This is a genomic window from Paenibacillus sp. J2TS4 (assembly GCF_018403245.1).
Lineage (GTDB): Bacteria > Bacillota > Bacilli > Paenibacillales > NBRC-103111 > Paenibacillus_L.
In genome coordinates, this window is sequence record NZ_BOSH01000004.1 from 208,651 (window position 1) to 234,175 (window position 25,525).

26 protein-coding genes are annotated in these 25,525 nt (G+C 47.1%); 22 read left to right on the forward strand and 4 right to left on the reverse strand.

Annotated elements, in window-relative coordinates; translation table 11 throughout:
• Positions 1-125 precede the first annotated feature (125 nt).
• Genes KJS69_RS11130 through KJS69_RS11140 form a run of 3 tightly spaced genes read left to right on the forward strand, consistent with a single transcriptional unit; the run spans position 126 to position 2,715 of the window.
• Complete coding sequence (locus KJS69_RS11130; protein WP_213583834.1) at positions 126-2,051, forward strand: hypothetical protein; 1,926 nt, start codon at positions 126-128, stop codon at positions 2,049-2,051.
• On the forward strand, positions 2,048-2,341 hold the full coding sequence (locus KJS69_RS11135) for an EscU/YscU/HrcU family type III secretion system export apparatus switch protein (protein WP_213583835.1): 294 nt from the start codon (positions 2,048-2,050) through the stop codon (positions 2,339-2,341). Before KJS69_RS11130 ends, KJS69_RS11135 begins: the two co-directional genes overlap by 4 nt.
• Complete coding sequence (locus KJS69_RS11140) at positions 2,338-2,715, forward strand: YraN family protein (protein WP_213583836.1); 378 nt, start codon at positions 2,338-2,340, stop codon at positions 2,713-2,715. The genes KJS69_RS11135 and KJS69_RS11140 overlap by 4 nt, the downstream gene beginning before the upstream one ends.
• 110 nt (positions 2,716-2,825) lie before the next feature.
• Here KJS69_RS11140 and KJS69_RS11145 read toward each other — a convergent pair whose 3' ends face one another.
• Together KJS69_RS11145 and KJS69_RS11150 are read right to left on the reverse strand one after the other, a co-directional pair.
• Complete coding sequence (locus KJS69_RS11145) at positions 2,826-3,053, reverse strand: LSm family protein (RefSeq protein WP_213583837.1); 228 nt, start codon at positions 3,051-3,053, stop codon at positions 2,826-2,828.
• A 114-nt stretch (positions 3,054-3,167) separates the two neighbouring features.
• On the reverse strand, positions 3,168-3,476 hold the full coding sequence (locus KJS69_RS11150) for a hypothetical protein (RefSeq protein WP_213583838.1): 309 nt from the start codon (positions 3,474-3,476) through the stop codon (positions 3,168-3,170).
• A 222-nt stretch (positions 3,477-3,698) separates the two neighbouring features.
• Here KJS69_RS11150 and KJS69_RS11155 point away from each other — a divergent pair, with 222 nt between their 5' ends.
• Positions 3,699-3,860 (forward strand): hypothetical protein, encoded by a 162-nt coding sequence (locus tag KJS69_RS11155; protein ID WP_213583839.1) that lies wholly within the window; start codon positions 3,699-3,701, stop codon positions 3,858-3,860.
• 502 nt (positions 3,861-4,362) lie between these two features.
• Here the strand turns inward: KJS69_RS11155 and KJS69_RS11160 are convergent.
• The gene (locus tag KJS69_RS11160) at positions 4,363-5,148 is read right to left on the reverse strand and encodes an ATP-binding protein (RefSeq protein WP_213583840.1); all 786 of its coding nucleotides are present in this window, start codon (positions 5,146-5,148) and stop codon (positions 4,363-4,365) included.
• 173 nt (positions 5,149-5,321) lie between these two features.
• On the opposite strand from KJS69_RS11160, the gene KJS69_RS11165 reads away from it, so the two are divergent.
• The 4 genes from KJS69_RS11165 to KJS69_RS11180 all read left to right on the forward strand — a co-directional run bounded on the left by KJS69_RS11165 (position 5,322) and on the right by KJS69_RS11180 (position 8,815).
• Positions 5,322-5,948 (forward strand): hypothetical protein, encoded by a 627-nt coding sequence (locus KJS69_RS11165; protein WP_213583841.1) that lies wholly within the window; start codon positions 5,322-5,324, stop codon positions 5,946-5,948.
• Between the two features lie 162 nt (positions 5,949-6,110).
• The gene (locus KJS69_RS11170) at positions 6,111-6,887 is read left to right on the forward strand and encodes a phage antirepressor KilAC domain-containing protein (protein WP_249730466.1); all 777 of its coding nucleotides are present in this window, start codon (positions 6,111-6,113) and stop codon (positions 6,885-6,887) included.
• Between the two features lie 202 nt (positions 6,888-7,089).
• Positions 7,090-7,353, forward strand: coding sequence for a hypothetical protein (locus tag KJS69_RS11175; RefSeq protein ID WP_213583842.1), 264 nt, complete (start codon positions 7,090-7,092; stop codon positions 7,351-7,353).
• Positions 7,354-7,405: 52 nt separating this feature from the next.
• The gene (locus KJS69_RS11180; RefSeq protein ID WP_213583843.1) at positions 7,406-8,815 is read left to right on the forward strand and encodes an ApeA N-terminal domain 1-containing protein; all 1,410 of its coding nucleotides are present in this window, start codon (positions 7,406-7,408) and stop codon (positions 8,813-8,815) included.
• Positions 8,816-9,100: 285 nt separating this feature from the next.
• Here KJS69_RS11180 and KJS69_RS11185 read toward each other — a convergent pair whose 3' ends face one another.
• Entirely contained in the window at positions 9,101-10,672 is a 1,572-nt protein-coding gene (locus KJS69_RS11185) for a YifB family Mg chelatase-like AAA ATPase (RefSeq protein WP_213583844.1), read from the reverse strand.
• 191 nt (positions 10,673-10,863) lie between these two features.
• Here KJS69_RS11185 and KJS69_RS11190 point away from each other — a divergent pair, with 191 nt between their 5' ends.
• The 14 genes from KJS69_RS11190 (at position 10,864) to fliF (ending at position 25,522) form a co-directional block, all read left to right on the forward strand.
• Positions 10,864-11,121, forward strand: a complete 258-nt coding sequence (locus KJS69_RS11190; RefSeq protein ID WP_213583845.1) for a hypothetical protein — start codon at positions 10,864-10,866, stop codon at positions 11,119-11,121.
• A gap of 426 nt (positions 11,122-11,547) precedes the next feature.
• Positions 11,548-12,708 (forward strand): ADP-forming succinate--CoA ligase subunit beta, encoded by a 1,161-nt coding sequence (gene sucC, locus KJS69_RS11195; protein ID WP_213583846.1) that lies wholly within the window; start codon positions 11,548-11,550, stop codon positions 12,706-12,708.
• A 58-nt stretch (positions 12,709-12,766) separates the two neighbouring features.
• Entirely contained in the window at positions 12,767-13,699 is a 933-nt protein-coding gene (gene sucD / locus KJS69_RS11200; RefSeq protein WP_213583847.1) for a succinate--CoA ligase subunit alpha, read from the forward strand.
• A gap of 91 nt (positions 13,700-13,790) precedes the next feature.
• On the forward strand, positions 13,791-14,885 hold the full coding sequence (gene dprA / locus KJS69_RS11205) for a DNA-processing protein DprA (protein WP_213584087.1): 1,095 nt from the start codon (positions 13,791-13,793) through the stop codon (positions 14,883-14,885).
• A gap of 148 nt (positions 14,886-15,033) precedes the next feature.
• Complete coding sequence (topA, locus tag KJS69_RS11210; RefSeq protein WP_213583848.1) at positions 15,034-17,112, forward strand: type I DNA topoisomerase; 2,079 nt, start codon at positions 15,034-15,036, stop codon at positions 17,110-17,112.
• A 211-nt stretch (positions 17,113-17,323) separates the two neighbouring features.
• Positions 17,324-18,652: an FADH(2)-oxidizing methylenetetrahydrofolate--tRNA-(uracil(54)-C(5))-methyltransferase TrmFO gene (trmFO, locus tag KJS69_RS11215; protein ID WP_213583849.1), complete on the forward strand. Its 1,329-nt coding sequence runs from the start codon at positions 17,324-17,326 to the stop codon at positions 18,650-18,652.
• 67 nt (positions 18,653-18,719) lie between these two features.
• Positions 18,720-19,613: a tyrosine recombinase XerC gene (xerC, locus tag KJS69_RS11220; protein ID WP_213583850.1), complete on the forward strand. Its 894-nt coding sequence runs from the start codon at positions 18,720-18,722 to the stop codon at positions 19,611-19,613.
• A gap of 37 nt (positions 19,614-19,650) precedes the next feature.
• A complete protein-coding gene (gene hslV, locus KJS69_RS11225; protein ID WP_213583851.1) occupies positions 19,651-20,193 on the forward strand; it encodes an ATP-dependent protease subunit HslV in 543 nt (180 codons plus the stop codon).
• 43 nt (positions 20,194-20,236) lie between these two features.
• Positions 20,237-21,631, forward strand: coding sequence for an ATP-dependent protease ATPase subunit HslU (gene hslU / locus KJS69_RS11230; protein ID WP_213583852.1), 1,395 nt, complete (start codon positions 20,237-20,239; stop codon positions 21,629-21,631).
• Between the two features lie 30 nt (positions 21,632-21,661).
• Complete coding sequence (gene codY / locus KJS69_RS11235) at positions 21,662-22,441, forward strand: GTP-sensing pleiotropic transcriptional regulator CodY (RefSeq protein WP_213583853.1); 780 nt, start codon at positions 21,662-21,664, stop codon at positions 22,439-22,441.
• Between the two features lie 260 nt (positions 22,442-22,701).
• Positions 22,702-23,109 (forward strand): flagellar basal body rod protein FlgB, encoded by a 408-nt coding sequence (gene flgB / locus KJS69_RS11240; protein ID WP_213583854.1) that lies wholly within the window; start codon positions 22,702-22,704, stop codon positions 23,107-23,109.
• A complete protein-coding gene (gene flgC, locus KJS69_RS11245; RefSeq protein ID WP_213583855.1) occupies positions 23,106-23,555 on the forward strand; it encodes a flagellar basal body rod protein FlgC in 450 nt (149 codons plus the stop codon). Before flgB ends, flgC begins: the two co-directional genes overlap by 4 nt.
• Before the next feature lie 30 nt (positions 23,556-23,585).
• Complete coding sequence (gene fliE / locus KJS69_RS11250) at positions 23,586-23,897, forward strand: flagellar hook-basal body complex protein FliE (protein WP_213584088.1); 312 nt, start codon at positions 23,586-23,588, stop codon at positions 23,895-23,897.
• A gap of 38 nt (positions 23,898-23,935) precedes the next feature.
• Entirely contained in the window at positions 23,936-25,522 is a 1,587-nt protein-coding gene (fliF, locus tag KJS69_RS11255; RefSeq protein ID WP_213583856.1) for a flagellar basal-body MS-ring/collar protein FliF, read from the forward strand.
• Positions 25,523-25,525 lie beyond the last annotated feature (3 nt).

Here is a 25,525-nt window from a genome sequence, read left to right on the forward strand (position 1 = left end):
GGTGTTTTTGCCGATAACTTCCATAGGGATAATAGATTGGACAGGCTGCCGCAAGATTAGAGAATGGAAGGATCATCTTGGGCAAACGAACGACACTGGAAAGGATCTGGGGGAAGGGATGACGTATGAATATAGGGCATTTAATCCGTCAATTTGTTGGAGAAGCCAGACTTGCCGAAGGAAAGGCTCTTGAGCTGAAGCCGGGACAGATCGTTAGAGGGACGGTGCTGCAGCTGCTTTCTGATCAGGATGCCGTTCTGATGATCAGCGGAGTAAAGGTGAGGGCTAAGCTGGAAACGCCATTACAACAAGGGGAATCCACCTTCCTTCAGGTGCTGGTGGAATCCGCTGCCGGGCAAATCCGATTAAAGCCGGTAATAGGGGGAGGCACTCCGCTTCCGGAAGCTTCTTTATTGGAGATGTTAAAGGAACTTGGGCTAAAGGATTCTGCGGCGAACCGACAGCTTCTCCAATGGATGCAGCAATCGTCCGTTCCATTGACGAAAGAAAACGCTGCTTCATTAGCCGCAATGGCGGCAAAGGTTCCCGCCGGGGTGAAAGCGGAGGAATGGAGCCAGGCGGCGATGCTGGCCGTGAAGCGAGGCTTGCCGCTTACCGCGGAGCACGTGTCGGCGCTGCACCAGGCGCTGTTCGGCAAGCCGCTGCACGAAGGGCTCTCGCAGCTGTCGGCGCTGCTGAAGCAGAGCCTGGATGCGGGAGCCGCTCTGCGCCCGGAGCTGCGCCAGCAGCTGGCTCACGCGCTGCGGGCCGCCGCAGCCGTCATCGGCGCCGCAGCTGTGCGCTTGCCCGCGGATGCCGCTACGGCCGTTGCTGCCGCGCCGGGGCAAGTATCGACGGCTCCTCAATTCTCCTCTAACCCGGCCACAAGGCCGGTTGGAGGAGAGGGAGCCGGCGGAGCCACACCGGCGCTAGGCGGGGCTGCGTCAGCGGAAGCGTCCGCACGGCCGCTCGCCGCCGGACAGCAGCCGTCGCCGGGCCCGGGCTTGCCAGGCCAAGCCAGCCGCGATCCGGCCAGCGCAGCCGCGCGTACGGCGACAGGAGCCGCTAGCCCGCAGGCGGCGCAAGCCGGGCCCGAGGCGCTCGCGCAGCGTCCGGCGCCAAGCGCGCCCGCAGCAGCGGCACAAGCGGCAGAGCCCACCGCGTTAGCCGGACGTGCCGGCACGCAGGGCCAGCTTGGCCAGGCGGGCTTGGCCGATGGCCGCGCGGCTGCGTCCGGGCAAGCAGCTCCGCCAGCGGAGCTGCCGCAGCCGGCCGCCGGCGGGGAAGCGGCGGCGAGGGCAAGCGAGCCCTCCTGGGTGGCTCGGCTGCTGAAGGCGGTTGGGCTCGATTACGAGCACAACCTGCTGCAGCAGGCGGCCAAAGGAGGGCCTGAGCTCGCTGCCGGAGCCAGGCCGGCTGCTGCCGCCGCGCCGTCTGCGCCGGGGGCGGACCCGGCCGTTGCCGGGGCGGTCGCGGAACGGGCCGCCGAAGCGTCGCAGTCGCTGAAGGGAGCGCTCCTTCAGCTATCGGCGGCTGACGATCTTCCGCCGCTGCTTAAGGAGGCTGTTCAGCAGACGGTGCAGCAAATTACCGGCCAGCAGCTTTTGCTGGCGGCTGACCGGTCGTCCGTATTCACTTATGTGACCCTGAGTTTGCCGTTGTATCACGCGGCAGGCGAACAGACGGCAGCTGTCCATATTCAGTCGCGCAAAAGCAAACAGGGGGAAATCGATCCTTCTAACTGCCGGCTGCTGTTTGATCTCAGAATGGCTCACCTGGGTCCGACAGTCGTAGATGTTCAAGTCGTAGACCGGATCGTCAACATCGTTGTGCATAACAACTTCCCCAACATGGAGGAGGTTATGGAGCCTTTTCGCCAACAAATGGCTGATCGTCTGGATGCGCTGGGGTATCCTTTTTTATCCATTCGCACGGTGCCTTTACCTGACAAAACGGAAAGGGGGAGCGGAGAGTCCGGGCTCCCGAGCGAGGACGGGGCGCTGAGCTTTTATGATACTAAGCCATATAAAGGAGTCGATCTGCGAATATGAATTCCGATAGACATACGACCAAGAAAGCGGTCGCCCTGCGGTATTCTCCCGAGCAGACGGCCGCTCCTGTTCTCGTTGCCAAAGGAAAAGGGGAAGTGGCGGAGAAAATATTGAATACAGCCAAGGAATTCGGAGTGCCCGTCCAAGAAAATGCCTCCCTGGTCGAGGTGTTGTCCCAGTTGGATCTGGAGCAGCAAATTCCTGCCGATTTATATGATTTGGTTGCGGAAATCTTAACCTTTGTGTACCGTTCGGACCAGAGGGCGGGACAAGAAAAGGGCTCCCCATGAGCACTCCAAAAAAAGACGGCCGCATAGAGCTTGGCCGGCAAGGAGAAAAGCAGGCAGAAGCTTTTCTCGTCTCGCAAAATTATCGCATTCTCCACCGCAACTGGAGATGTCGATCGGGAGAGCTGGACCTTATCGCCCGGGATGGAGACACTCTTGTTTTTGTAGAGGTCCGAACCAGAAGAATGACAGGTAGCTTTGGAACTCCATCGGAGTCGGTCCACGTGAAAAAACAAAAGCAAGTGAGGGATACTGCACAGGTGTATTTGTACCGCCATAAGCTGCACGAAGCATCTGTCCGCTTTGATGTTATTTCCGTTTATATGGATATGGAAGGAAAGCTAAATCGTTTGGAGCATTTGTGCGCAGCATTTTAATAGAGAAGTAATAGACTAACCGGATAATAGGGAAACAGAGTAATTTTCTTTAAATAATACGGCCTAATTATTCGATATCCTTAATGCGTCGATCAGGGCTTCCCAGCCTTTTATACCAATAAGGAAATGGCGAGAAGATCAAAAAGAACCAGGGTTAAAATTTGATTCCTCGCGCCGAACCAGCCTTGAGTCTGTACTTCGCCTCCCTGCTCCACTTGTAAATATAGATGATACCTATCGACATCCGTTACGACTCCCTCATAGGTTTGGCCGTTGGCAGTGTAGACACGCACTTTACGGTTAAGGCAGCTCCTGCAAGCGTAATACCTTTCTACCATAGCGAATCTCCTCCTTCCTTTCAAAGCAGTTTATGAGAACAAGGAGGAAGAGGTGCCGGCTAGTACATACTTGATTCACCAAAGTCGGAATTCGCCCGAAAGAGTTCAGTTTTTCTACTCTCTTAGTGCGTCTCTAAGCTTGCTGGACATCGGTTGCGGCTTGGGGCGGGCGCTTCGCAGCCGGGCTACCTCTTTTTTCAACTGTTCGATTTCGTAAAGAAGCCGTTTCTGATCTGTTGCCGGGTTTTCTATCGGTCCATCGTTTTTTTCAAATAGGGTAGTCTCCCGGGTTTCTCCCTCAAATGTCCAATTCTTTTCCAGGAGTATCTGGTCGAATACGTTTCTAAATTGCTCATAAGTTAGATTCTCATTAAGTATAATGAAGCCGTCGATTTGAATATATCGGCTTTTTTTGTCGGTCACGGGGGTTCACTCCTGTTGGCTAGAATGGCTTATAGAATATGAATCTAAAAAATTTCGGGCAGCTAACAAACGAGTTTGTTCCTATATATTGTAGCGGATATCGGATCAAAGAACCAACGAATTCCTGCAGAGCGCTCTTTTCAAATGAATAGATCTGGTCATCGCCATGCAGCGTTGCAACAGGGCCCGAGAGAAGTGACTTTGGCAAAAAGGATTGACTTTGTGTCGTGTCGTAACTTTGTGGAACAATTGAACCGTTTTCAGGACGAGGCCAGACTTTGCATGGAGTATGCCGATGGGGACGAGCCGGAGGAATATACCGCTCAAGAAATGCTTGAATTGATTCAAGAGCTGCGGATAAGTGAATTTCTGGATGTAGATTGAACAATAATGTAACCCGTGCTGCCGCCTGCTATTTATTCTATAGATAAAGATAGTAAAGGCGACAGCCTATTAAGTTCCTATTGCAAATAACGAGAAACCATTTCTGTACTTACTAAAACAATGAAAGCCCTACCTCTCTTTCATCCTTGCGACTCCTTGATCGCGCCAGTGTGAATTAGCGATACATTACAAACAAATTCTTTAGGGTTGTTGGAATTTGAATAAATGGATGGAGGAAATTATTTAACTGAGGAACTACTGAGGGTTAATCAAATACTATAAAACGATAACATATTTTTATATGAAAGTCAATGAAAGGATTTATAAGGTGTTTATAAGGATAAGGTTGACACCGATTCCAATTATGATCGGATAAGATCATAAGGTTAGCCCTCATAGGCATGCATGGAGAGCCGTATGTAAAAATATAAAGGGCCGCTAAAAATAGCGGCCAGCATTATTTAGGGTTACTATCCCTTGTTCCTGAAACTTTCCCTTGCTCTTACCGGATCGTCTGCCGATCCAAGGTACGGTACTGAATCGCCTCCGCCAGGTGAGCGACTCCGATATCGGCTGCTCCCTCCAGATCGGCTATCGTTCGGGCCAGCTTCAAGATCCGGTCGTGGGCACGGACGCTTAAGCCGAGTGTATCAAATGTATTGTGCAGAATTTGGTCGGCCTCCGGGCTGAGCCTCGCATGACGCCGCAGAAGCCTTCCTCCTAATTCACCATTGAATCGGATGCCGGTTCCCTGATACCTGGCTTGTTGAATCGAATGGGCGGCCACTACAGCTTGTTTCATCTCATCCGAGGACAGAGCCGGAGTTTCTTGCCCGAACAGTCCGTATTCGATCCTAGGCACCTCTACGTGCAAGTCGATTCGATCCAGTAAGGGTCCGGAGATACGGGACAAGTACTGGTTAATTTTGAACGGACTGCAGGTACAGGAGGAGGCGGCCGTCTCCGTGCCCAAAAATCCGCAGGGGCATGGATTCATCGAAGTCGCAAGAATGAATTGCGCTGGGAACGTAAATACCGCCCTCGCACGGCTGATCGTCACCTGGCGGTCCTCCAGCGGCTGTCTAAGTACCTCGAGCGCATTGCGGGAAAACTCGGGGAATTCATCAAGAAACAGAATACCCCGATGTGCAAGACTAACCTCCCCCGGCTTCGGCACAGAGCCTCCTCCGGCCATGCCACCCGCTGAAATCGTATGATGAGGGGAGCGAAAAGGACGATGGGACATCAATTGACATCGGCCTTGCAGTAAACCGGACACGGAATACATAGATGATAAGAAGGCATTCTTTGAAGTGCAAGATGATTCTGAAAAGTTTTATTATGTAGCAGGTTAGCCCATTCGTGGGCTTTCTGTTATTATCTTAAAAATTATTACCAAATAATATTGCGTAATTATTTCAGGTGTGATATATTTGGTATCAGAAAGGAGGAAAACACTGAATGAGCAACATTGGAATTGATTATATTCTCGAAGTTTACGGCGTTACAAAGTCGTACATTGCTAAGAAGTTTGGAGTGCCTGCACCAAATGTAACTGGATGGGCCAAAAAGGATCGACCAATTCCTCAAGATAAGTTAGAAGAGTTGTATAAAATGTTCCCCAGCATACCGAGAGATTATTTTACTAAGGAATTATCCAGGTGGGAAATTCTGGATATACAAGAAATATATTTACGAGAAACTGACGTTGTGGATGAATATGAAATTCCACATAAAGAAGAAGATGGAAGAATTTTGGTAATTTCTCAACAATCTTATCAAAACGAGCAATCAGTTCTAGAAATCCAGGCGCAAAAAGATCATATCAAATTTATTGAGAGAATAGAGAATTTAATAGAGGAGGATACAGGCATACGAGGAATAAATAAGGAAATGTTGAAAGACCTTATCGACATCCTTGAAACAGGTGATAAAAAAAGCATAGCCATTATGCAGATGATACTGCTTCATCTAAATACTAAGCGCAAATGGTGGGGAGAGCATCCAGCATATAGAGCTTTAAAGGAGCAAAAAGAAATGTATGCAGATTTCAAGCAATTCCTTGATAAGTACGGTGTTATCAATTAAGCATATTTTTCAAACTCTAGTATAAAAAAATAGAATAATAAGAAATAGATTAATAGTTCCACCACACATTGAAGGGAGTGGTGGCCTGGCAAGCAACTAGCAGAGTTGAGCCGAGATGAGATGAGCAAAACTACTATATATAATGGAGGAGTTTGTATAAGTATGAAAATGAATCAACTGCAAGTGTTTAATCATCAAATGTTTGGGGAGTTGCCTATAATAATTGTTGATGGGGTCGAATGGTTTGGAGCAAAAGAAGCAGCTGAAGCATTAGGGTTTTCAAATCCATATGATGCTGTTAAGAATCATGTTGATGAAGATGACCTAGCGGATCACGAGGTCATCGACAAACTAGGGAGAAAACAGAAAAAAAAATTTATCAATGAATCAGGATTGTACAGTTTAATTTTTGGGGCTGCTAAGCAGGGGAATAATACTGAAATCCAAGAGAGAGCGAAAGTATTTAAAAAATGGGTTACTGCTGATATCCTGCCATCAATCCGCAGACATGGAATGTATGCCATTGATGAACTACTAGGTAATCCAGATTTACTAATTGCTACTGCCACCAAGCTAAAAGAAGAACGACAAATGAGACTAGCAGTAGAAAAAGAAGTTGAAAGATTGCAGCAGGTTAATGAAGTACTGGAAGACAAAGCAGAGTACTTCGATGACATTGTAGACACGAATCTACTATTAAATTTTCGTGATACTGCAAAAGAATTAAAAGTTAAGGAGCGGCAATTTATAAATAAGCTAATAGACCAAGGTTACATTTATAGAGACAAAAAGAAAAAGATTAAACCTATGTCACAATATGTACCTAACCTATTCCAGATCAAGGAGTATTCTAATGAAAATGGATACACGGGTAATCAAACGCTTATCACGCCAGAAGGAAGAAATTATTTCAGAAAACGCATCAAGAGTTTTGGATAAAAAAAGGATCGTTGCCGTCAACAACGACCAAAGAAAAAATATGTAATAAGCTACTAATTATCATACCATAACAATTGACCCCATGTACAGAGCAATGGAGTGGAACCTATCTGCTCCACCAACTAATACTAGTTTTATATCAGTAATATAATGGAAAATGTTCTTGAATCGTATACATAAAAAACTACGAGGAGAATTGCAAATGTCTGATGATAAAAATGTAATCAGATTTCCAATAAGCTATGACCAGAGAATGAAAAATCAAAGAGGAGTAGGATATGTTCCCTGTGAAGTTTCTAGCAGATATTTATTATTTAATAATTATGTTGATGATAACGGGTTGATAATGATGAATGTTAGGACTAATAATGGTGGTTCGGACAGGAAATTGTGTGATATGGTGGTTCATTTTGATGACTTGGTTGAACTTGTAAATTCTGTATACGACAGTAGAAAGAACAAATAGTTAAGAACAATTATAAGAGAAACAGTTAGATGGTTTAAGGGGAGTGTCAATAATGTCTAAAATTCCTCCTGGAATCTATGATGAATTTGAATTAAAAGGATATTGGTGGACTATTGGAAACGAAGAGGAAAGGACACCTGGGATTCTGAGTTATTCAAAATCAGGTATACAATTAGAACTCTTTAAATCGTATAAAAATGAAAAACCTTTCAACGACACTGAACAAAGTTATAACAGGCATCAAATAGTTTTAGGTGAAACTTCAAAAGGACTTATAACTTTAATTGATGGATTTGAAATAAATAGCTCTACAAGTTTTAATTTTTATACCGAGAAAAGTTTTACCACCTCTAATTTAATATTTAACACAATGATAACTGGAACTCATTACAATGATTTAAATGAGATTAAATTACCAAGTTTAACTGTATATTTTTCTAATCTTGAAATGTGGCTACAATACCAACCATTTGAAAATGTGACTGAAGAAAAAAGAGTTGGGGCATTTTCAAACATTATTAAAACATTTGAAATATATATTGATTGTTTAAAAATGAAAATTAGCTCAACATATACAATTTATTCAAAAAATAATATTTTTGAATTTGAACATCTAAACTATCAACCATTCATTGTTTTTACTCCCGATGAACCAAAGTCACTTGAGTGGTTTCAAGATGTTATTTGGAAATTTAAAAATTTTCTAAGTGTGCTCATGGATTCTAATGTTTATATTGAGTCAATAAAGTATGATGATTATTCCACAAAGACATTAAATGTTTATACTGTTCCATTCAAAAATTATAAAAAAGAAAAACTTGAACGTTTAAATGTCTTCAGAATCGATTTACCTTCAATCCAAGATAACTTGGAAGAGATCCTTAATAAGTGGTATAGCAATAACATTGAATCAAGTATCTTACTTTATATGCAAAGTTTAACAAGGGATATAGTATTTGAAGATCTCTTTTTAGTATATACAAAAGCAATTGAGAGTGCCCATCGCGACAGTAATGTAGAAAACAAGTTTATTTGTGATGAAGAATATACAAAGACAACAAAAAAAATGTTAAGTGCAGTAAAAGGTGATATTCCGAATGATCTATATAACAAATTAGACGCAACACTTAAATATGCAAATGAATTTGGGTTCCAAAGAAGAATAAAAGAAATTGTGCAATCGTTAAATCCAAGCGTACAAGAACTTATTTTAGTAGGGAAGACAGTAAAAGATTATGCAGATATGATCCGAGTAAACAGAGATTATTATACACATTATGGAGATGAATCAGATATTCTATTCAAGCCAAACCAGTTTTTTATTATAAATCGAAGTTTGAAACTGATTGTTCTTAATATAATTCTAAGAGAAATCAACATATCAGATGATGTATTTGTTTCAGCATTGGAACACGATGGGTATTTTGTTGAAGCGTTGCAAAATGGCGCATCGTTGTTTTAATAGTATCGGCTATGGAGAATGATGATTTGCGATATAAACAATGCTTTAAGGGGTAAAATCTTTGATTAGGAAAATGAAAACATTAATTGATAGAATCCAAGAAACATGAAAGGATTTATAAGGATAAGGTTGACACCGATTCCAATTATGATCGGATAAGATCATAAGGTTAGCCCTCATAGGCATGCATGGAGAGCCGTATGTAAAAATATAAAGGGCCGCTCAAAATAGCGGCCAGCATTATTTAGGGTTACTATCCCTTGCCCCTGAAACTTTCCCTTGCTCTTACCGGATCGTCTGCCGATCCAAGGTACGGTACTGAATCGCCTCCGCCAGGTGAGCGACTCCGATATCGGCTGCTCCCTCCAGATCGGCTATCGTTCGGGCCAGCTTCAAGATCCGGTCGTGGGCACGGACGCTTAAGCCGAGTGTATCAAATGTATTGTGCAGAATTTGGTCGGCCTCCGGGCTGAGCCTCGCATAACGCCGCAGAAGCCTTCCTCCTAATTCACCATTGAATCGGATGCCGGTTCCCTGATACCTGGCTTGTTGAATCGAATGGGCGGCCACTACAGCTTGTTTCATCTCATCCGAGGACAGAGCCGGAGTTTCTTGCCCGAACAGTCCGTATTCGATCCTGGGCACCTCTACGTGCAAGTCGATTCGATCCAGTAAGGGTCCGGAGATACGGGACAAGTACTGGTTAATTTTGAACGGACTGCAGGTACAGGAGGCGGCGGCCGTCTCCGTGCCCAAAAATCCGCAGGGGCATGGATTCATCGAAGTCGCAAGAATGAATTGCGCTGGGAACGTAAATACCGCCCTCGCACGGCTGATCGTCACCTGGCGGTCCTCCAGCGGCTGTCTAAGTACCTCGAGCGCATTGCGGGAAAACTCGGGGAATTCATCAAGAAACAGAATGCCCCGATGTGCAAGACTAACCTCCCCCGGCTTCGGCACAGAGCCTCCTCCGGCCATGCCACCCGCTGAAATCGTATGATGAGGGGAGCGAAAAGGACGATGGGACATCAATTGACATCGACCTTGCAATAGACCGGCCACGCTATAGATTTTGGTCACCTCGAGCGCCTCCTGCTCCTCCATGTCCGGCATGATGGTTGGCAACCGGCGGATCAGCATCGTCTTCCCGGTTCCGGGAGGGCCAATTAGCATAATATTGTGCATGCCTGCCGCTGCAATAACAAGTGCGCGTTTGACGTGAAGCTGACCGCGTACATCCGCATAATCGAGCTCACATTCCTGCTTTACCGAATCAGACTCAGAGGAGAGGGCGACATCGGCTGCTTTCAGCTTTATTAAATGTTGTAAATGATTAATATCATTAATTAAACACTCATTTATTGTTGCTATTTCGTTTAAATGGGAGACGGCATAGACATCAATCCCTTCGATCAGCATCGCTTCTCTGGCATTCTCCCAAGGAACGACAACCCGAGGAATCCCTATCGTTTTGGCGTGATGCACCATGGAGAGAACACCGGGAACCGGACGGATGCTACCGTCCAAAGCCAGCTCACCGATGATCAGGGCTGTTTCCCACAGTTCTCCCCCCAGTTGTCCGCTGGTAAGCAGCAGACCGACAGCGATGGCCAAATCGAAGGAAGCCCCCTCTTTGCGGAGATCCGCCGGCGCCAAATTAATCGTAATCCGTTCCATCGGGAATTTGTATCCGCAATTTTTGACTGCAGCCCGGACTCTCTCGGCCGATTCCTTGACGGCCGCATCCGGCAAGCCCACAAGATTAATCTGGGGGAGACCGTTGCTGATGTCCAGCTCAACCTGAATCATTCGTCCTTCGATCCCATGAATACAAGCGCTCCTAACTTTACCGAACACAAACAAGCACGCTCCTTCCACATTTAAGACAGAGGGGATTCTATGGCCCTCTAGGTCCCATCATTGGAAAAAGGTGCTTCCTTATAACCAAATATTAAGCTATATAAGTATTCGCCATAGGGGCGAAAAATCCTTCCTGTGTTTCATATTTTTAGAAAAACAGTCCATACTAGCCGTGAGGTGATTTCAAGATGGACAACAAACCTTATTTTTGTCCGAATTGTCGCTCGAACCGGGTCAAATTCAGCGTCATAACAAGATATTCACAGTATTTTATGAAAGATGCCATTTCCGGAGAGATTGTGGATACGGCAGAAACTATGCCGCTCCATCCTGACGAGCCGGAAATTCAATGCTTAGTCTGCAATTTTGCTGGAAATGAGCAGAGATTTGTTAAACAAGCGGAGAGAGAGCCAAGGATGGCGACCCCGACTGAATCTACCTATTGATAGCCGTATTTCCGTGCTGATGGCCGGCGCGCGCTTGCTTTTCTCCGGGGGAAAGCAAGCGCTGTTTTTTTTCATACAGGTGTCACTCTCTTACGGAAATCAGTCAAGCGGCATGTCTCCCCCTAAGGTGAACCGATGGAGGTGCCATTCCTTCTTTCCTTTATTTCCCGAACAATAAGAAAAAACGTCACCATTCTCCAAAAACAGGAAGTGCAAGAGAAAATAATGTTATATAATTAAGAAAAGTAGAGGAAACCGACGAAAAAAAGTGGTACAATGGAAAAGGCTTGTCGAGCGGTGTGATCCTGCCGATTGAATAGATTTTTTCCATTTTGATAATATCTATTTTAGTTGGCTAAAATCCATTAGTATCGAAGCAATGATTCGAAGCGTGATTGAAAGATGACCTGATAGGAGGAAGTAAGAATGAATATCCATGAGTATCAAGGCAAAGAAGTCCTGAGACAATATGGAGTAGCCGTTCCGGAAGGACGAGTCGCTTTTTCCGTGGATGAAGCGGTTGAAGCTGCCAAGCAACTGGGCACCCCTGTTGTGGTTGTCAAGGCCCAAATCCATGCTGGCGGAAGAGGAAAGGCCGGCGGAGTCAAGGTAGCCAAAAATTTGGACGAGGTGCGTACATATGCTGACGAAATCCTTGGCAAAATCCTCGTCACGCATCAGACAGGACCGGAAGGAAAAGAAGTCAAACGTCTGCTGATCGAGCAGGGTTGCGATATTAAGAAAGAATACTACGTGGGTGTCGTTGTCGACCGTGCAACTGGCCGTGTCGTAATGATGGCTTCGGAAGAAGGCGGCATGGAAATTGAAGAAGTGGCTGCCAATACGCCTGAGAAAATTTTCAAGGAAGTCATTGATCCCGCAGTCGGTTTGCAACCATTTCAAGCCCGCAAACTGGCTTACTCGATCAATATTCCAGCTGAATTAATTAATAAAGCTGTCAAATTTATGACCGCGCTGTACACTGCATTCGTTCAGAAGGACTGCTCCATCGCTGAAATCAATCCGCTTGTTGTTACCGGAGATGGCGATGTCATGGCCCTCGATGCGAAGCTGAACTTTGATTCCAATGCATTGTTCCGCCATAAAGACATTTTGGAGCTGCGCGATCTGGAAGAAGAAGACGAGAAGGAGATTGAAGCATCCAAATTTGATCTCAGCTATATTGCCCTTGATGGAAATATCGGTTGTATGGTTAACGGGGCAGGCCTTGCTATGGCCACTATGGACATCATTAAATACTACGGCGGGGAACCGGCCAACTTCCTTGATGTAGGGGGCGGTGCCACAACCGAGAAGGTAACCGAAGCTTTTAAAATCATTCTGTCCGATGCTAATGTTAAAGGAATATTCGTCAATATTTTCGGCGGAATAATGAAGTGCGATATTATTGCTGACGGTGTCGTTGAAGCGGCCAAGCAAATCGGTCTTGACCGTCCGCTTGTGGTCCGTTTGGAAGGAACCAATGTCGACCTGGGTAAAAAGATTTTGAATGAATCCGGCCTTAATATCGTTGCTGCCGACTCCATGGCGGACGGGGCACAAAAAATTGTTGCTTTAGTAAAGTAATCTGTTGCTGATGCAGCTCCTTTTTCTTTAAATTAATTAGAGGATGTGAATGATCACCATGTCTATTTTGGTTGACAAAAATACAAAAGTCATTACTCAAAACATGACAGGTAAGACGGGCATGTTTCATACATTGGGCGGTCTTGAATACGGCACTCAAATGGTAGCGGGTGCTGTTCCCGGCAAAGGCGGAACGAAGGTTGACTTCACGCTGGAAAACGGATCTACCGTCACGCTTCCGGTCTACAATACCGTATTGGAAGCCAAAAATGCTACAGGTGCCACCGCTTCCGTTATTTATGTCCCGCCTGCATTTGCAGCCGACTCGATTATGGAAGCTGTCGATGCGGAACTGGACCTCGTTATCTGTATTACAGAAGGGATTCCGGTGCTTGACATGGTTAAAGTTAAGCGCTATATGGAGGGCAAGAAAACCGTTCTCATCGGTCCTAACTGCCCAGGCGTTATTACTCCAGGTGAGTGCAAAATAGGGATTATGCCCGGTTATATCCATACTCCGGGGCATGTAGGTGTAGTTTCCCGAAGCGGAACCCTCACTTACGAAGCGGTTCATCAGCTGACGACCCGCGGAATCGGGCAATCAACGGCTGTAGGGATTGGCGGGGACCCGGTTAAAGGCTCCGAGTTTATCGATATTTTAAGCCGGTTTAATGATGATCCTGACACTTACGCTGTCATCATGATCGGTGAAATTGGCGGAACCGCAGAGGAAGAAGCGGCGGAGTGGATTAAGGAGAACATGACCAAGCCGGTCGTTGGCTTTATTGGCGGTAAAACAGCTCCGGAAGGAAAGCGCATGGGTCACGCTGGCGCGATCATCTCCGGGGGCAAAGGAACGGCTACCGAGAAAATCGCCACTCTGGAGAAATGCGGTGTCAAAGTCGCTCCGACTCCATCAGAGATGGGCTCCACACTCGTCAGTGTCCTTGAAGAAAAGGGACTGCTTGAGAAATGCATAACTAATAAATAATATTTCCGATGAAGGTAAGCAACCTTTCATTTCCCAATGTGGGATTTGAGAGGTTGCTTTTTTTTCATACAAACATTTAGGAGGCATAATGATGAAGAACCGGTACATTTTATTGGCGTTGCACGAAATGGAAGGGATTGGCTGGCAGACGATTGTTAAATTGATTGGACAGACGGAGTCGTTAGACGAGCTGCTCCATTGGAGCACGGCGGACTGGGTGCGGACTGGAGTTCGTGAAGATCGCGCCCAAATAATTAGGAACGGTTTGACACCGGATCGCATTCAATCCAGGCTGGAGTTCTACGATAAGACCCAAGTGCAGATTGTGACGATTTATGACGAAACGTATCCGTACAGGCTGAGGCATATTTCCCGCCCCCCTTGGGTGCTGTACACTAAAGGGGATTTGAAGCTGCTGGATGCTAATCCGTTTGCGATTGTCGGGACGAGGACGCCTACCGCTTACGGCCGTAAAGCGGCTTCGGAGTTGGCACTGCGACTTTCCGAGGCGGGATTTTGCATTGTCAGCGGTCTAGCCAGAGGAATCGACAGTTCCGCTCATCTCGGAGCACTGCAGGGCAGAGCCAAGACGATTGCCGTGCTCGGCACATCGATTGACAAGATCTACCCGCCCGAGAATCGTACGCTCTATAGACAAATAGAGGAGCAAGGGCTGTTGATATCGGAGTTTTCTCCCGGCACGGTTTCGCATCCCGGATTATTTCCTTTACGAAATCGGATTATTGCCGGCATTAGTTTGGGTACTCTAGTAGTAGAAGCTGCGGGAAAGAGCGGATCCTTAATTACGGCCGATCAGGCGCTCAATGAGTCGCGAGATTTGTTCGCCGTCCCCGGCCCGATTTCATCTCCCAAAAGCTCGGGCACTAACCTGCTAATTCAGAATGGCGCCAAGCTCGTTACCTGTGCTGAAGATATTATTGAAGAATATAAGGGACGTATAACTCATCAGACTTATACAGGTTCCCCGTCTGAAGACAAAGATGAGCCTGATTTAACGGAGGAGGAAAGGGAAATTCTGGATTTTATTTCGTTCGAACCAACGACGATTGACTATCTTTTGGAACAAACCCAAACTAATTTTGGACATTTGCATACAATTCTGTTATCTTTATCAATGAAAAAAAAGATTGCGCAACGGGCAGGCTCTGCATACGTATTACTATAAGTGACGTTCCTTAGGGCACCATTTTAACATCAGGATCTTTTTGAACAAGCTCTATAAGCGGATTCACAAGGAATCTCAGACTTCATTAATTAGCCTGCATGGATTGTAAATTAAAATCACCTGTTAACAGAGGGGAGGAAGATGCGACATGGCGGATTCGTTAGTTATCGTTGAATCACCTGCAAAAGCTAAAACGATCGGCAAATACTTAGGCAGCAAATATATTGTCAAAGCATCCATGGGCCATATCCGTGATCTTCCCAAAAGTCAGATCGGAGTAGAAGTCAAACGTAATTTTGAACCGAAATATATAACTATCCGCGGGAAGGGCTCTGTACTTAAGGAACTGAAGGACGCCAGCAAGAAGGTTAAGAAAATCTATCTGGCGGCGGACCCTGATCGCGAAGGAGAAGCGATCGCTTGGCACTTGGCCCATTACTTGGACCTTGGAGACAATGAGCCTTGCCGGGTCGTATTCAATGAAATTACGAAACAGGCGGTTAAGGATGCCTTCAAATCGCCGCGTCCGATCAATAAAGACTTGGTGAATGCCCAGCAAGCAAGAAGAATTCTTGACCGATTGGTCGGTTATAAGATCAGCCCGCTTTTATGGAAGAAGGTTAAGAAAGGACTGTCGGCGGGAAGGGTTCAATCGGTAGCGGTCAAACTGATCAACGATCGGGAGAATGAAATCAAAGAATTCATTCCGGAGGAATACTGGTCCATCACGGCACAGCTTCAAGTTGGAAAAAATCAATTCGAAGCCAAATTTTATGGTACTTCCGGAGAAAAGCAGGAGCTCGGGAATGAAGAAGAGGTTAACCGAATCCTGCAGATGATCGAGAAGGCCAGCTTCATCGTTAAGGAGGTTAAGGAAAGGGAACGGCAGCGCCACCCTTCAGCTCCTTTTATTACAAGCACCCTGCAGCAGGAAGCGGCGAGAAAGCTTAACTTTCGGGCGGCCAAGACAATGTCCGTCGCTCAGCAGCTCTATGAAGGAATCGAGCTGGGCAAGGAAGGGACCGTCGGTCTGATCACTTACATGCGTACCGATTCAACGAGAATATCTCCCGTAGCGCAGGAAGAGGCCAAGGAATATATCGGGGAAAAGTATGGAGCAGCTTATGTTCCCGAAAGCCCTCGCAATTATTCCAAGAAGAACAGCAACGCTCAAGATGCTCACGAAGCCATACGACCGAGCTCTGTCCTGCGTTCACCGGATGAAATCAAGTCATATTTAAGCCGGGATCAATACCGTCTCTATAAATTGATATGGGAGCGGTTTGTAGCCAGCCAAATGACCTCCGCCGTTCTAGATACGATGACTGTGGATATACAAGCCAATGAAGCGGTTTTCCGCGCCGTAGGCTCCAAAGTGAAGTTTCCGGGCTTCATGAAAGTATACGTAGAAGGAAATGACGACGGGACGACCGAGGAAGACCGGCTTCTGCCTCCACTGCGGAAGGATGATGTGGTGGAACAAATCGGCATAGAGCCGAAGCAGCATTTCACCCAGCCGCCGCCAAGGTATACGGAAGCCCGTCTTGTTAGGACGCTGGAGGAATTGGGAATTGGCCGCCCGAGCACGTATGCTCCCACATTGGAAACGATCCAGAAGAGAGGATATGTAGCTCTCGAGGACAAAAAATTCATTCCAACGGAGCTGGGCGAACTGATCGTTGAATTGATGGAGGAATTTTTCCCTGAAATATTGGACGTGGAATTTACGGCCAATATGGAGGAAGAGCTGGATCATGTAGAGGAAGGGAAAGAGGACTGGGTAAAGGTTCTGGATGTATTTTATCAATCCTTCGAGAAGCGGCTGGAGGTAGCCGAAGAAGAAATGAAGGAAGTGGAAATCCAGGATGAGGTTTCCGATGAAATCTGCGAAAAATGCGGGAAGCCGCTCGTTTATAAAATGGGGCGGTTTGGTAAATTTCTAGCCTGTTCCGGATTTCCGGACTGCCGAAACACGAAACCGATCATTAAGGAAATCGGGGTCGTATGCCCCAAATGCAAGGAAGGCCACATCGTGGAAAGACGCAGCAAGAAGGGCCGAATTTTTTATGGTTGCAACCGGTATCCGGAGTGCGATTTTGTATCCTGGGACCGCCCGGCTGGACGGGATTGTCCTAAATGCGACTCCATGCTGGTGCTTAAAAAGAGCAAGAACGGACAGCATATCCAGTGCGTTCAATGCGATTTTAAAGAAGAAGCGCCGGAATAATGCTGCTGCGAAACTAAGTTCTTAGGAGCTTAGTTTTTCGTCTTCTATACGTGAGAAGAATAGTCCGGTGAATAAGCTGCGCAGGCATGGATCATGATTCCTTTGGGCTGCGTACATTTTCGCCGGACCTAGGTATACGAATCTAATCAGCTGCTGTCAGGCGTTGATATATAATCAGGAACTAGACAGGATTGAATGGAGGTTTTTGGCAGTGTCGAATTTACAAACCGTAACAGTCATTGGCGCCGGTTTGGCGGGCAGCGAAGCCGCGTGGCAAATTGCCCAACAAGGCGTGCCGGTTAAACTATACGAAATGAGGCCCGTCCGTAAAACGCCGGCGCATATTACCGATAAATTTGCCGAACTCGTTTGCAGCAACTCTCTCAGAGCCAATGGACTGACCAATGCGGTCGGAGTGTTGAAAGAGGAGATGCGAACTCTTAACTCTCTTATTTTGGCTAGCGCTGACAAACATGCTGTGCCTGCGGGAGGAGCATTGGCCGTTGATCGCGATGGATTTTCCGGGGAAGTGACATCGAAGCTCAAGGATCATCCGCTTATTGAAGTGTCTAACGAAGAGATCACCTCTTTGCCTGATGGAATTACATTAGTCGCCACCGGGCCTCTTACTTCTCCGGAGTTGTCTCAGCATCTGCGCTCGCTTATGGGCGAAGAATACTTATATTTTTACGATGCCGCAGCCCCGATTGTCGAGAAAGATTCCATTGATATGGATAAAGTGTTCATCGCCTCCAGATACGATAAAGGGGAGGCAGCCTATATCAATTGTCCGATGGATGAAGAGCAGTTTCATGCCTTCTACGAAGCATTAATACATGCCGAGGTCGCTCCGATCAAAGAATTTGAGAAGGAGATTTACTTCGAGGGCTGCATGCCCATTGAAGTAATGGCCCAGAGAGGACGGCAAACGATGCTCTACGGCCCGATGAAGCCGGTAGGGCTCGTCGATCCGCGCACAGGCAAGCAGCCCTATGCAGTGGTACAGTTAAGGCAGGACAACGCGGCAGGGACGCTCTACAACCTCGTCGGCTTTCAGACCCATTTGAAATGGGGGGAACAGAAGAAGGTATTCTCGCTTATCCCTGGACTGGAGCAGGCGGAAATCGTTCGTTATGGGGTCATGCACCGGAATACGTTCATTAATTCTCCCAAGCTGCTGCGGAATACTTATCAGTTTCTGCGTAGGGATGACCTGTTTTTCGCCGGGCAAATGACCGGGGTCGAGGGCTATGTGGAATCCGCCGCTTCCGGACTTATTGCGGGAATCAATGCCGGCCGGCTGGCCAAAGGGGAGGATTGCTTGGTCTTCCCGCTGGAGACGGCGCTAGGCAGCATGGCCCAGTACATTACGACGGCCGATTTCAAGCATTTTCAACCGATGAACGTTAATTTCGGTTTGTTCCCGCCGCTTTCGGAACGGATTCGCAACAAAAAAATGAAATATGAGAAAATCGCTGAACGCGCCATTCAAACTATTCAGAATTTTTCGCATGAAACGATGGCATCGGCTTGTAAGTAAAAGTCCAGCTGTGTTACGATAATACTGTTTATATTTGAATGCAGGCTTGCAGCGTGGAGGTCCCGATATGACGATGGAACGGTGGGTCGAAGGCTTCCTTCGCTACATGGAGGCGGAGAAGAATGCTTCGGAGCATACCTTAAACCATTATTCCAAAGACCTGGATCAATTTTCACAATTTTTGCACGAGCAGGGAATAGATGGCCCGGCTTCGGTGTCCTATTTGAATGTTCGGATGTTTCTCGCCAAGCTGAATGAGCGGGAATATGCGAAGCGCAGCGTGTCCCGCAAATTGTCCGCTTTGCGGACATTTTACACTTATTTGCTCAGAGAAGGGCTTGTAGAAACAAGTCCTTTCAGTTACATACGCACCCCTAAGCAGGATAAGAAGCTGCCCCAGTTTCTGTATGTGGAGCAAATGGAGGCTCTGCTTCATACGCCAGACCCGGCCACTCCGACCGGACTAAGGGATAGGGCCATAATGGAATTGCTGTATGCCAGCGGTATTCGGGTGAGCGAATTGGTCCGGCTGGATCTGGCATCGATTGATTTGAATAACGGAATAGCCCTGGTGTTCGGCAAGGGGTCCAAGGAGAGGTATGTTCCGATCGGAGAACCGGCGGTTCATGCCATCCGCGTTTATATCGAGCAAGCGCGGAGTATACTGGTGAAGGAGGACGAAGAGACGGCTCTGTTCGTCAACTACACCGGAGGTCGTCTAACCGACCGCAGCATTAGAAGAATGCTGGATAAATATATTACTCAGGTAGCGGGTGTGCAGCATGTCAGCCCGCATACGTTTCGCCATTCCTTTGCCACTCATATGCTGGAGGCGGGAGCCGATTTAAGGACGGTGCAGGAGCTGCTCGGCCACGTTAATTTATCGACGACCCAGATATATACGCATGTTACCAAGGACCATCTGCAGTCTATTTACAACCGCGCACATCCGCGAGCATAGCGGAGCGTCCGACTAATCATTCAAAGGGAGTGAGTCTGTGAGCGAATTTCATGCGACAACGATATTTGCGATTCGCCATAAAGGCAAAGGAGCTGTAGCGGGAGACGGCCAGGTGACGTTCGGCAACAGCATGGTCATGAAATCCAAGGCCAAGAAGGTAAGAAGGCTTTACAGGGGCAAGGTAATCGCCGGGTTTGCCGGATCTGTGGCCGATGCTATCACGCTGTTTGAAAAATTCGAGAGCAAGCTGGAGGAGCATCATGGAAATTTGCAGCGAGCCGCTGTAGAACTGGCCAAAGATTGGCGATCCGATCGTGTACTGCGCAGGCTGGAAGCCATGATGATCGTGATGGATGAACAAGGGCTGCTCTTGATTTCAGGGAATGGAGAAATTATTGAGCCCGATGACGGCATATTAGCGATCGGCTCCGGAGGCAGCTTCGCCCTGGCGGCAGGCCGTGCCCTTAAACGATACGCCACCGATATGGAGGCGCCCGAAATTGCCAAAGCTGCTCTGGATATGGCAGCGGAAATTTGTGTGTTTACGAATCATAATATTATTGTGGAGGAGATCGGCTAAGCCTCTCTCCGCCTACCGATAAACTATATTCAGGAGGGTTGTTATGAGCGAATCATCCCTTACTCCTAAACAAATCGTCGTAGAGCTGGATAAATATATTATAGGGCAGCAGAAGGCCAAGAAATCAGTGGCTGTCGCTTTGAGAAACCGGTACCGGAGAAGTCGCCTGGACGAATCCATCCGGGATGAAATCGTGCCTAAAAATATATTGATGATCGGGCCGACGGGTGTCGGCAAGACGGAAATAGCGAGAAGAATTGCCAAATTGGTAAAGGCCCCCTTCGTCAAGGTGGAGGCGACCAAATTTACAGAGGTGGGTTACGTAGGCCGGGATGTCGAATCGATGGTTCGCGATTTGGTGGAGACGGCCATACGTACGGTCAAGGCTGAAAAAACCGAGAAGCTCAAGGATCGGGCGGAGACATTGGCCAATGAGCGAATTGTATCGATCATGGTCCCTTCCGCTTCCAAAGGAAAAGGGCAGCGCAATCCGTTGGAGATGCTGTTCGGTCAGCAAAATCAGACCCAGGAGCAAGAGACGAAGGAGCCGCATGTGGAAAATCAGAGGGAGGCTGTCAAAAAACGTCTGTTGAACGGGGAACTGGAGAACGAAACGATCGAAATCGAGGTGGAGGATCACGCACCGTCGATGTTTGATATGCTGGGCGGGCAAGGCAACGACCAGATGGGCTTTAACATGCAGGAAATGTTCGGCAACCTGCTCCCCAAGCGGACCAAAAAAAGAAAGCTGCCGGTTAAGGAAGCGCGCAAAGTGCTGATTCAGGACGAGGCTCAGAAGCTGATGGATATGGATGAGGTCATCCAGGAGGCGACAAAGCGGGCCGAGCAGGCTGGAATTATTTTTATCGATGAAATTGACAAAATTGCCAGTCCGAATCGCGGCGGGAGTGGACCGGACGTTTCCCGTGAAGGAGTTCAACGGGATATTCTGCCTATCGTCGAGGGCAGTACCGTAATGACAAAGTATGGTCCGATTCATACGGATTACATTTTGTTTATTGCTGCGGGAGCCTTTCATACGGCGAAACCGTCCGACCTGATTCCCGAGCTTCAGGGCAGATTTCCCATCCGAGTCGAGCTGAACAATTTGACGCTCGACGATTTCGTGTTAATTTTAACGGAGCCTAAGAATGCGCTAACCAAGCAATACACTGCTCTTCTGGAAACAGAAGGGATTACGGTTGATTTTACGGAAGAGGCCATCCGTGAAATTGCCGCTATCGCTGTTGAGGTTAACCAGAATACCGATAATATTGGTGCGAGAAGGCTGCATACGATCCTGGAGAAGCTGCTGGAGGATTTGTCGTATGAGGCATCCGACATCAATCTGGAGCAAATATCGATTACTCCCGAGTATGTTAGGGAAAAATTGTCGGATATTGTAAAAAACAGGGACTTGAGTCAATACATTTTGTAGAAAAGGCCCGAATTTATGGAGGCAGTACGGATGACGCTATTAGCAAAGACGAGAAGCTTGAATCGATTGCTGCAGAAAGCGGCGGGCAAGACGGTCAGCTTTATGGAAATGGCTGAAGTTCTTCGCAACACGATTCAGGCGGATCTTTATGTTGTAAGCCGTAAAGGAAAAATTCTCGGTTTTGGGCAAATCGAGGCGTTGGAGACGGAGAGCTTAAAGCAGATGGTTCATGAGGAACGCAGATTTTCCAAGGAAGTGAATGCTTTGCTGCTCAATATTGAGGAAACGACCTCCAATGTGGATAGTCAAAGCCCTTATTATTATTTTATTCAACAGATCGAACAAATGTTCGATCATCAGCAAGTGACGGTTATTCCGATTGTCGGCGGCGGGGATCGGCTCGGCTCCCTCGTGCTTACACGCAAGGAAGAAGCTTTTGGGGAGGATGATTATATCCTTGCGGAATATGGCTCGACTGTCGTCGGTATGGAAATTTTAAGAGAACGGGCAGAAGAAAATGAGCTATACGCGCGCAATAAAGCGATTGTCCAGGTCGCTGTAGCTTCCTTGTCTTACAGTGAACTGGAGGCGGTTGATCATATTTTTGAAGAATTAGATGGCAGTGAAGGTCTTTTAGTTGCGAGCAAAATTGCCGATCGGGCGGGCATTACCCGGTCGGTCATTGTCAATGCTTTAAGGAAATTAGAAAGTGCCGGAGTCATCGAAACGAGATCGCTTGGGATGAAGGGAACTTACATAAAAATCCTGAATGATCAATTAATTTTAGGCCTTGAAAAAGTTAAAGTTTAGTGATTTTTTTCAAAAAAGGAGACTTTTGCTCCACATAATCAGGGTTTTATCCCTATTTACCCGCCAAGTCCTGTCGAAAGATAGGACTTTTTTCTTATTGTTTTTATTTCCAGTATTATTCATTATTAGAGATGTTTTGATTTGAGCGAAATTTGTCATATTTATCAAGAATATTTTTCGTTCTTGTCGAAAAGAAGGAGGATATGGTGATTTTTTGTTGAATAAGATTAATTAACGCTCATGTAGGGAGAGGTTGAGAAATGGTTTTGTTGAATTCACCGACTTTTAACTTGATGGAACGTTCGATGGACGCTTCGGCCTTGCGCCACCAGGTTTTATCCAACAATATCGCCAATGTGGACACGCCATATTTTAAGCGATCGGAGATCAAGTTCGAAGAATTTCTGCAAAATGAAATGAGGGCTCCTTTCTCCATCGAAGGATTTAGGACCGACCCCAGACATTTTGTCATAGGTCATTCTTCACAGGTTTCTCCACAGATCACTACAGACGCAGAAACGGCCATGAATAACAACATGAATAATGTCGACATCGATGCGGAAATGTCCTTATTGGCCAAAAATGTCCTTAGGTATTATGTAATGAGCCAGCAGGTCGGCCATGAAATCAAAATGGCCAGAACAGCGCTAGGAGGAAGCAGCCGATGAAATTGACAGGAGCATTCGACATTAGTTCTTCCGCATTAACGGCCCAGAGACTCAGAATGGATGTCATATCTTCCAACATTGCCAATGCGGGGACCAACCGAGGCCGGCTGGTCGATGGTCAATGGGTCCCATACACCAGGAAAATTGTCACGATGGAGCCTAGAAGCCAGCAACCATTTGCCCATTTTCTGGATTCGGCTATGCAGGGTTCTACCGGGGAAGGAGTGAAAGTCACTCGAATTTCGGAAGATCCCACACCTCCGAAGCCGGTTTATAACCCGACTCATCCTGATGCAGATGAGAATGGCTATGTACATATGCCCAATGTTGACCTTGCGAAAGAATTTATCGACATGATTTCGGCCACTCGCTCCTATGAAGCGAACGTAACTGCCTTGAATGCATCCAAGTCGATGATTACCAAGGCTTTAGAAATAGGCAGATAGACCTGAAGCATAACGGAAGGGGGGACAATGATGATAAATCAGCTAACATTCAACACACCGGCGGTTGGAGCTCCGCAGCCGGAAGCAGCTAAGGCTTCAGTCGTCGGGGCGATGGATTTAACACAGAAATTCGATCAGTTTCTCAGAGGGGCCATTGCTGATTTAAACCAGCAGCAGCATCAAGTGGAAGGCCTGAACGAACAATTCATTAAGGGAGAAGTGAACGACGTTCATCAACTGATGATTGCCTCGGCCAAAGCGGAATTAGGCCTGCAACTGACTGTGCAAGTGCGCAACAAAGTTGTAGAGGCCTACCAGGATGTTATGAGGATGCAGCTCTAATTCCACTAATTACGGTAACGTTTGGATGAGGTGAAATAGTGAACGAAACGGTTCTCCAATATGTAAATCGTGTCAAGGAATTATGGGGGAGATTTAGCAAAACTCAAAAAATAACGCTGATCGCAACCGTCGTGTTATTGATTCTTACTTTGGTTTTAGTTACATACAGCTTGTCCAAGACAGAATACGCGACAGCGTTTACAGAGTTGCAACCGGGAGACGCCGCAGCTATTAAAAAACATCTGGAAGACAACAAAATTCCTTACCGCTTAAGCGATGACGGCAAGTCGATCGGTGTCCCCCGCAACATGGTTTCCAATGTCAAAATCGATGTAGAGTCCCAAGGGCTTAACCAAACCGGAAGCATAGGCTACGGAGCCTTCCGGGAAAACAATGCTTTCGGTACGACCGACAACGAGTTCAGCATCAAGAAGCTGGATATGATCCAAGGGGAGCTGCAGCAGCTTATCAACTCCAATACGGCGGTAGCCAGCTCCAAGGTGGTCATTAACCTTCCAGAGGAAACGGTATTTCTACGAAGCGACCAGGATCAGCAATCGACTGCGTCTGTCGTCGTCAATTTGAAGCCGGGCTATCGGCTTGATCAGAACAAAATTGATACGATGTATCAACTGGTTTCCAAAAGTGTGAAAAACCTGCCTATCGAAAACATTGCGATTTCAGACCAAAGCGGGGACTTGCTCCCTTACTCCAAAAATAACGACAGTCAGTTCACTTCCGCGAATGCGGCGGCAATGCAATTTGAAATCAAACGGAAGTTCGAACAAGATCTCCGCAAGGATATCAAAGAAATTCTTGGCGGTATTCTTGGCCAGGACAAAGTGATTCCGATGGTCATCGCAACGATGAACTTTGATAAAAGAAGCACGGTCGAAAATCTCGTTACTCCCGTTAACGTTGAAGAACAAAGAGGGATTGAGATCAGTGTTCAAGAGCTGCAGAAAACCTATACCTCCAATGGAGCAGATACCGGTGGAGTACCGGGAACCGGGCCAACCGACATTCCAACCTATCCAGGAAGCTCGGCGACCGGGTCTGCGAACTCCGAAGAAATGCAGAGAACCGTCAACTATGAAGTGAACCGGATTACTCAGCAGATTGAATCCAGTCCGTTCACTGTAACTGATTTAACCATTTCTGTCGGCATTGAACCACCTGATCGAAATAATCCGGACTCTCTCACGCCGGAGGCAAGGGAAGCGATCGAACGAATTCTGGTCAGCGTAGTCAATGCTTCACTGGCTAACAGCGGAAGAACCTTTACTCCAGAGGAGCTTGCCAGTCGGGTCAATGTATTCGATCAAATGTTTGCCGGACCGGAACCGGCCGGACAAGCATCGAACCTCAATTGGTACTGGATCGGCGGCATCGGCGTGGCGGCATTGGCGCTTGCTGTGTTGGGCGGCTACTTCATCTCTCGCAGACGTAAGGAAAACGCAGAGGGCGAAGAAGAATTGTTTGGCAGCCCGGCAGTGGAATATCCGACGATCGATCTCGAGAATGTTACCAACGAGAATCAGGTGCGGAACCAACTCGAAACTTTGGCTAAGAAGAAGCCTGAAGAATTTGTTAATTTGTTAAGAACCTGGCTGGTTGACGAATAGAGG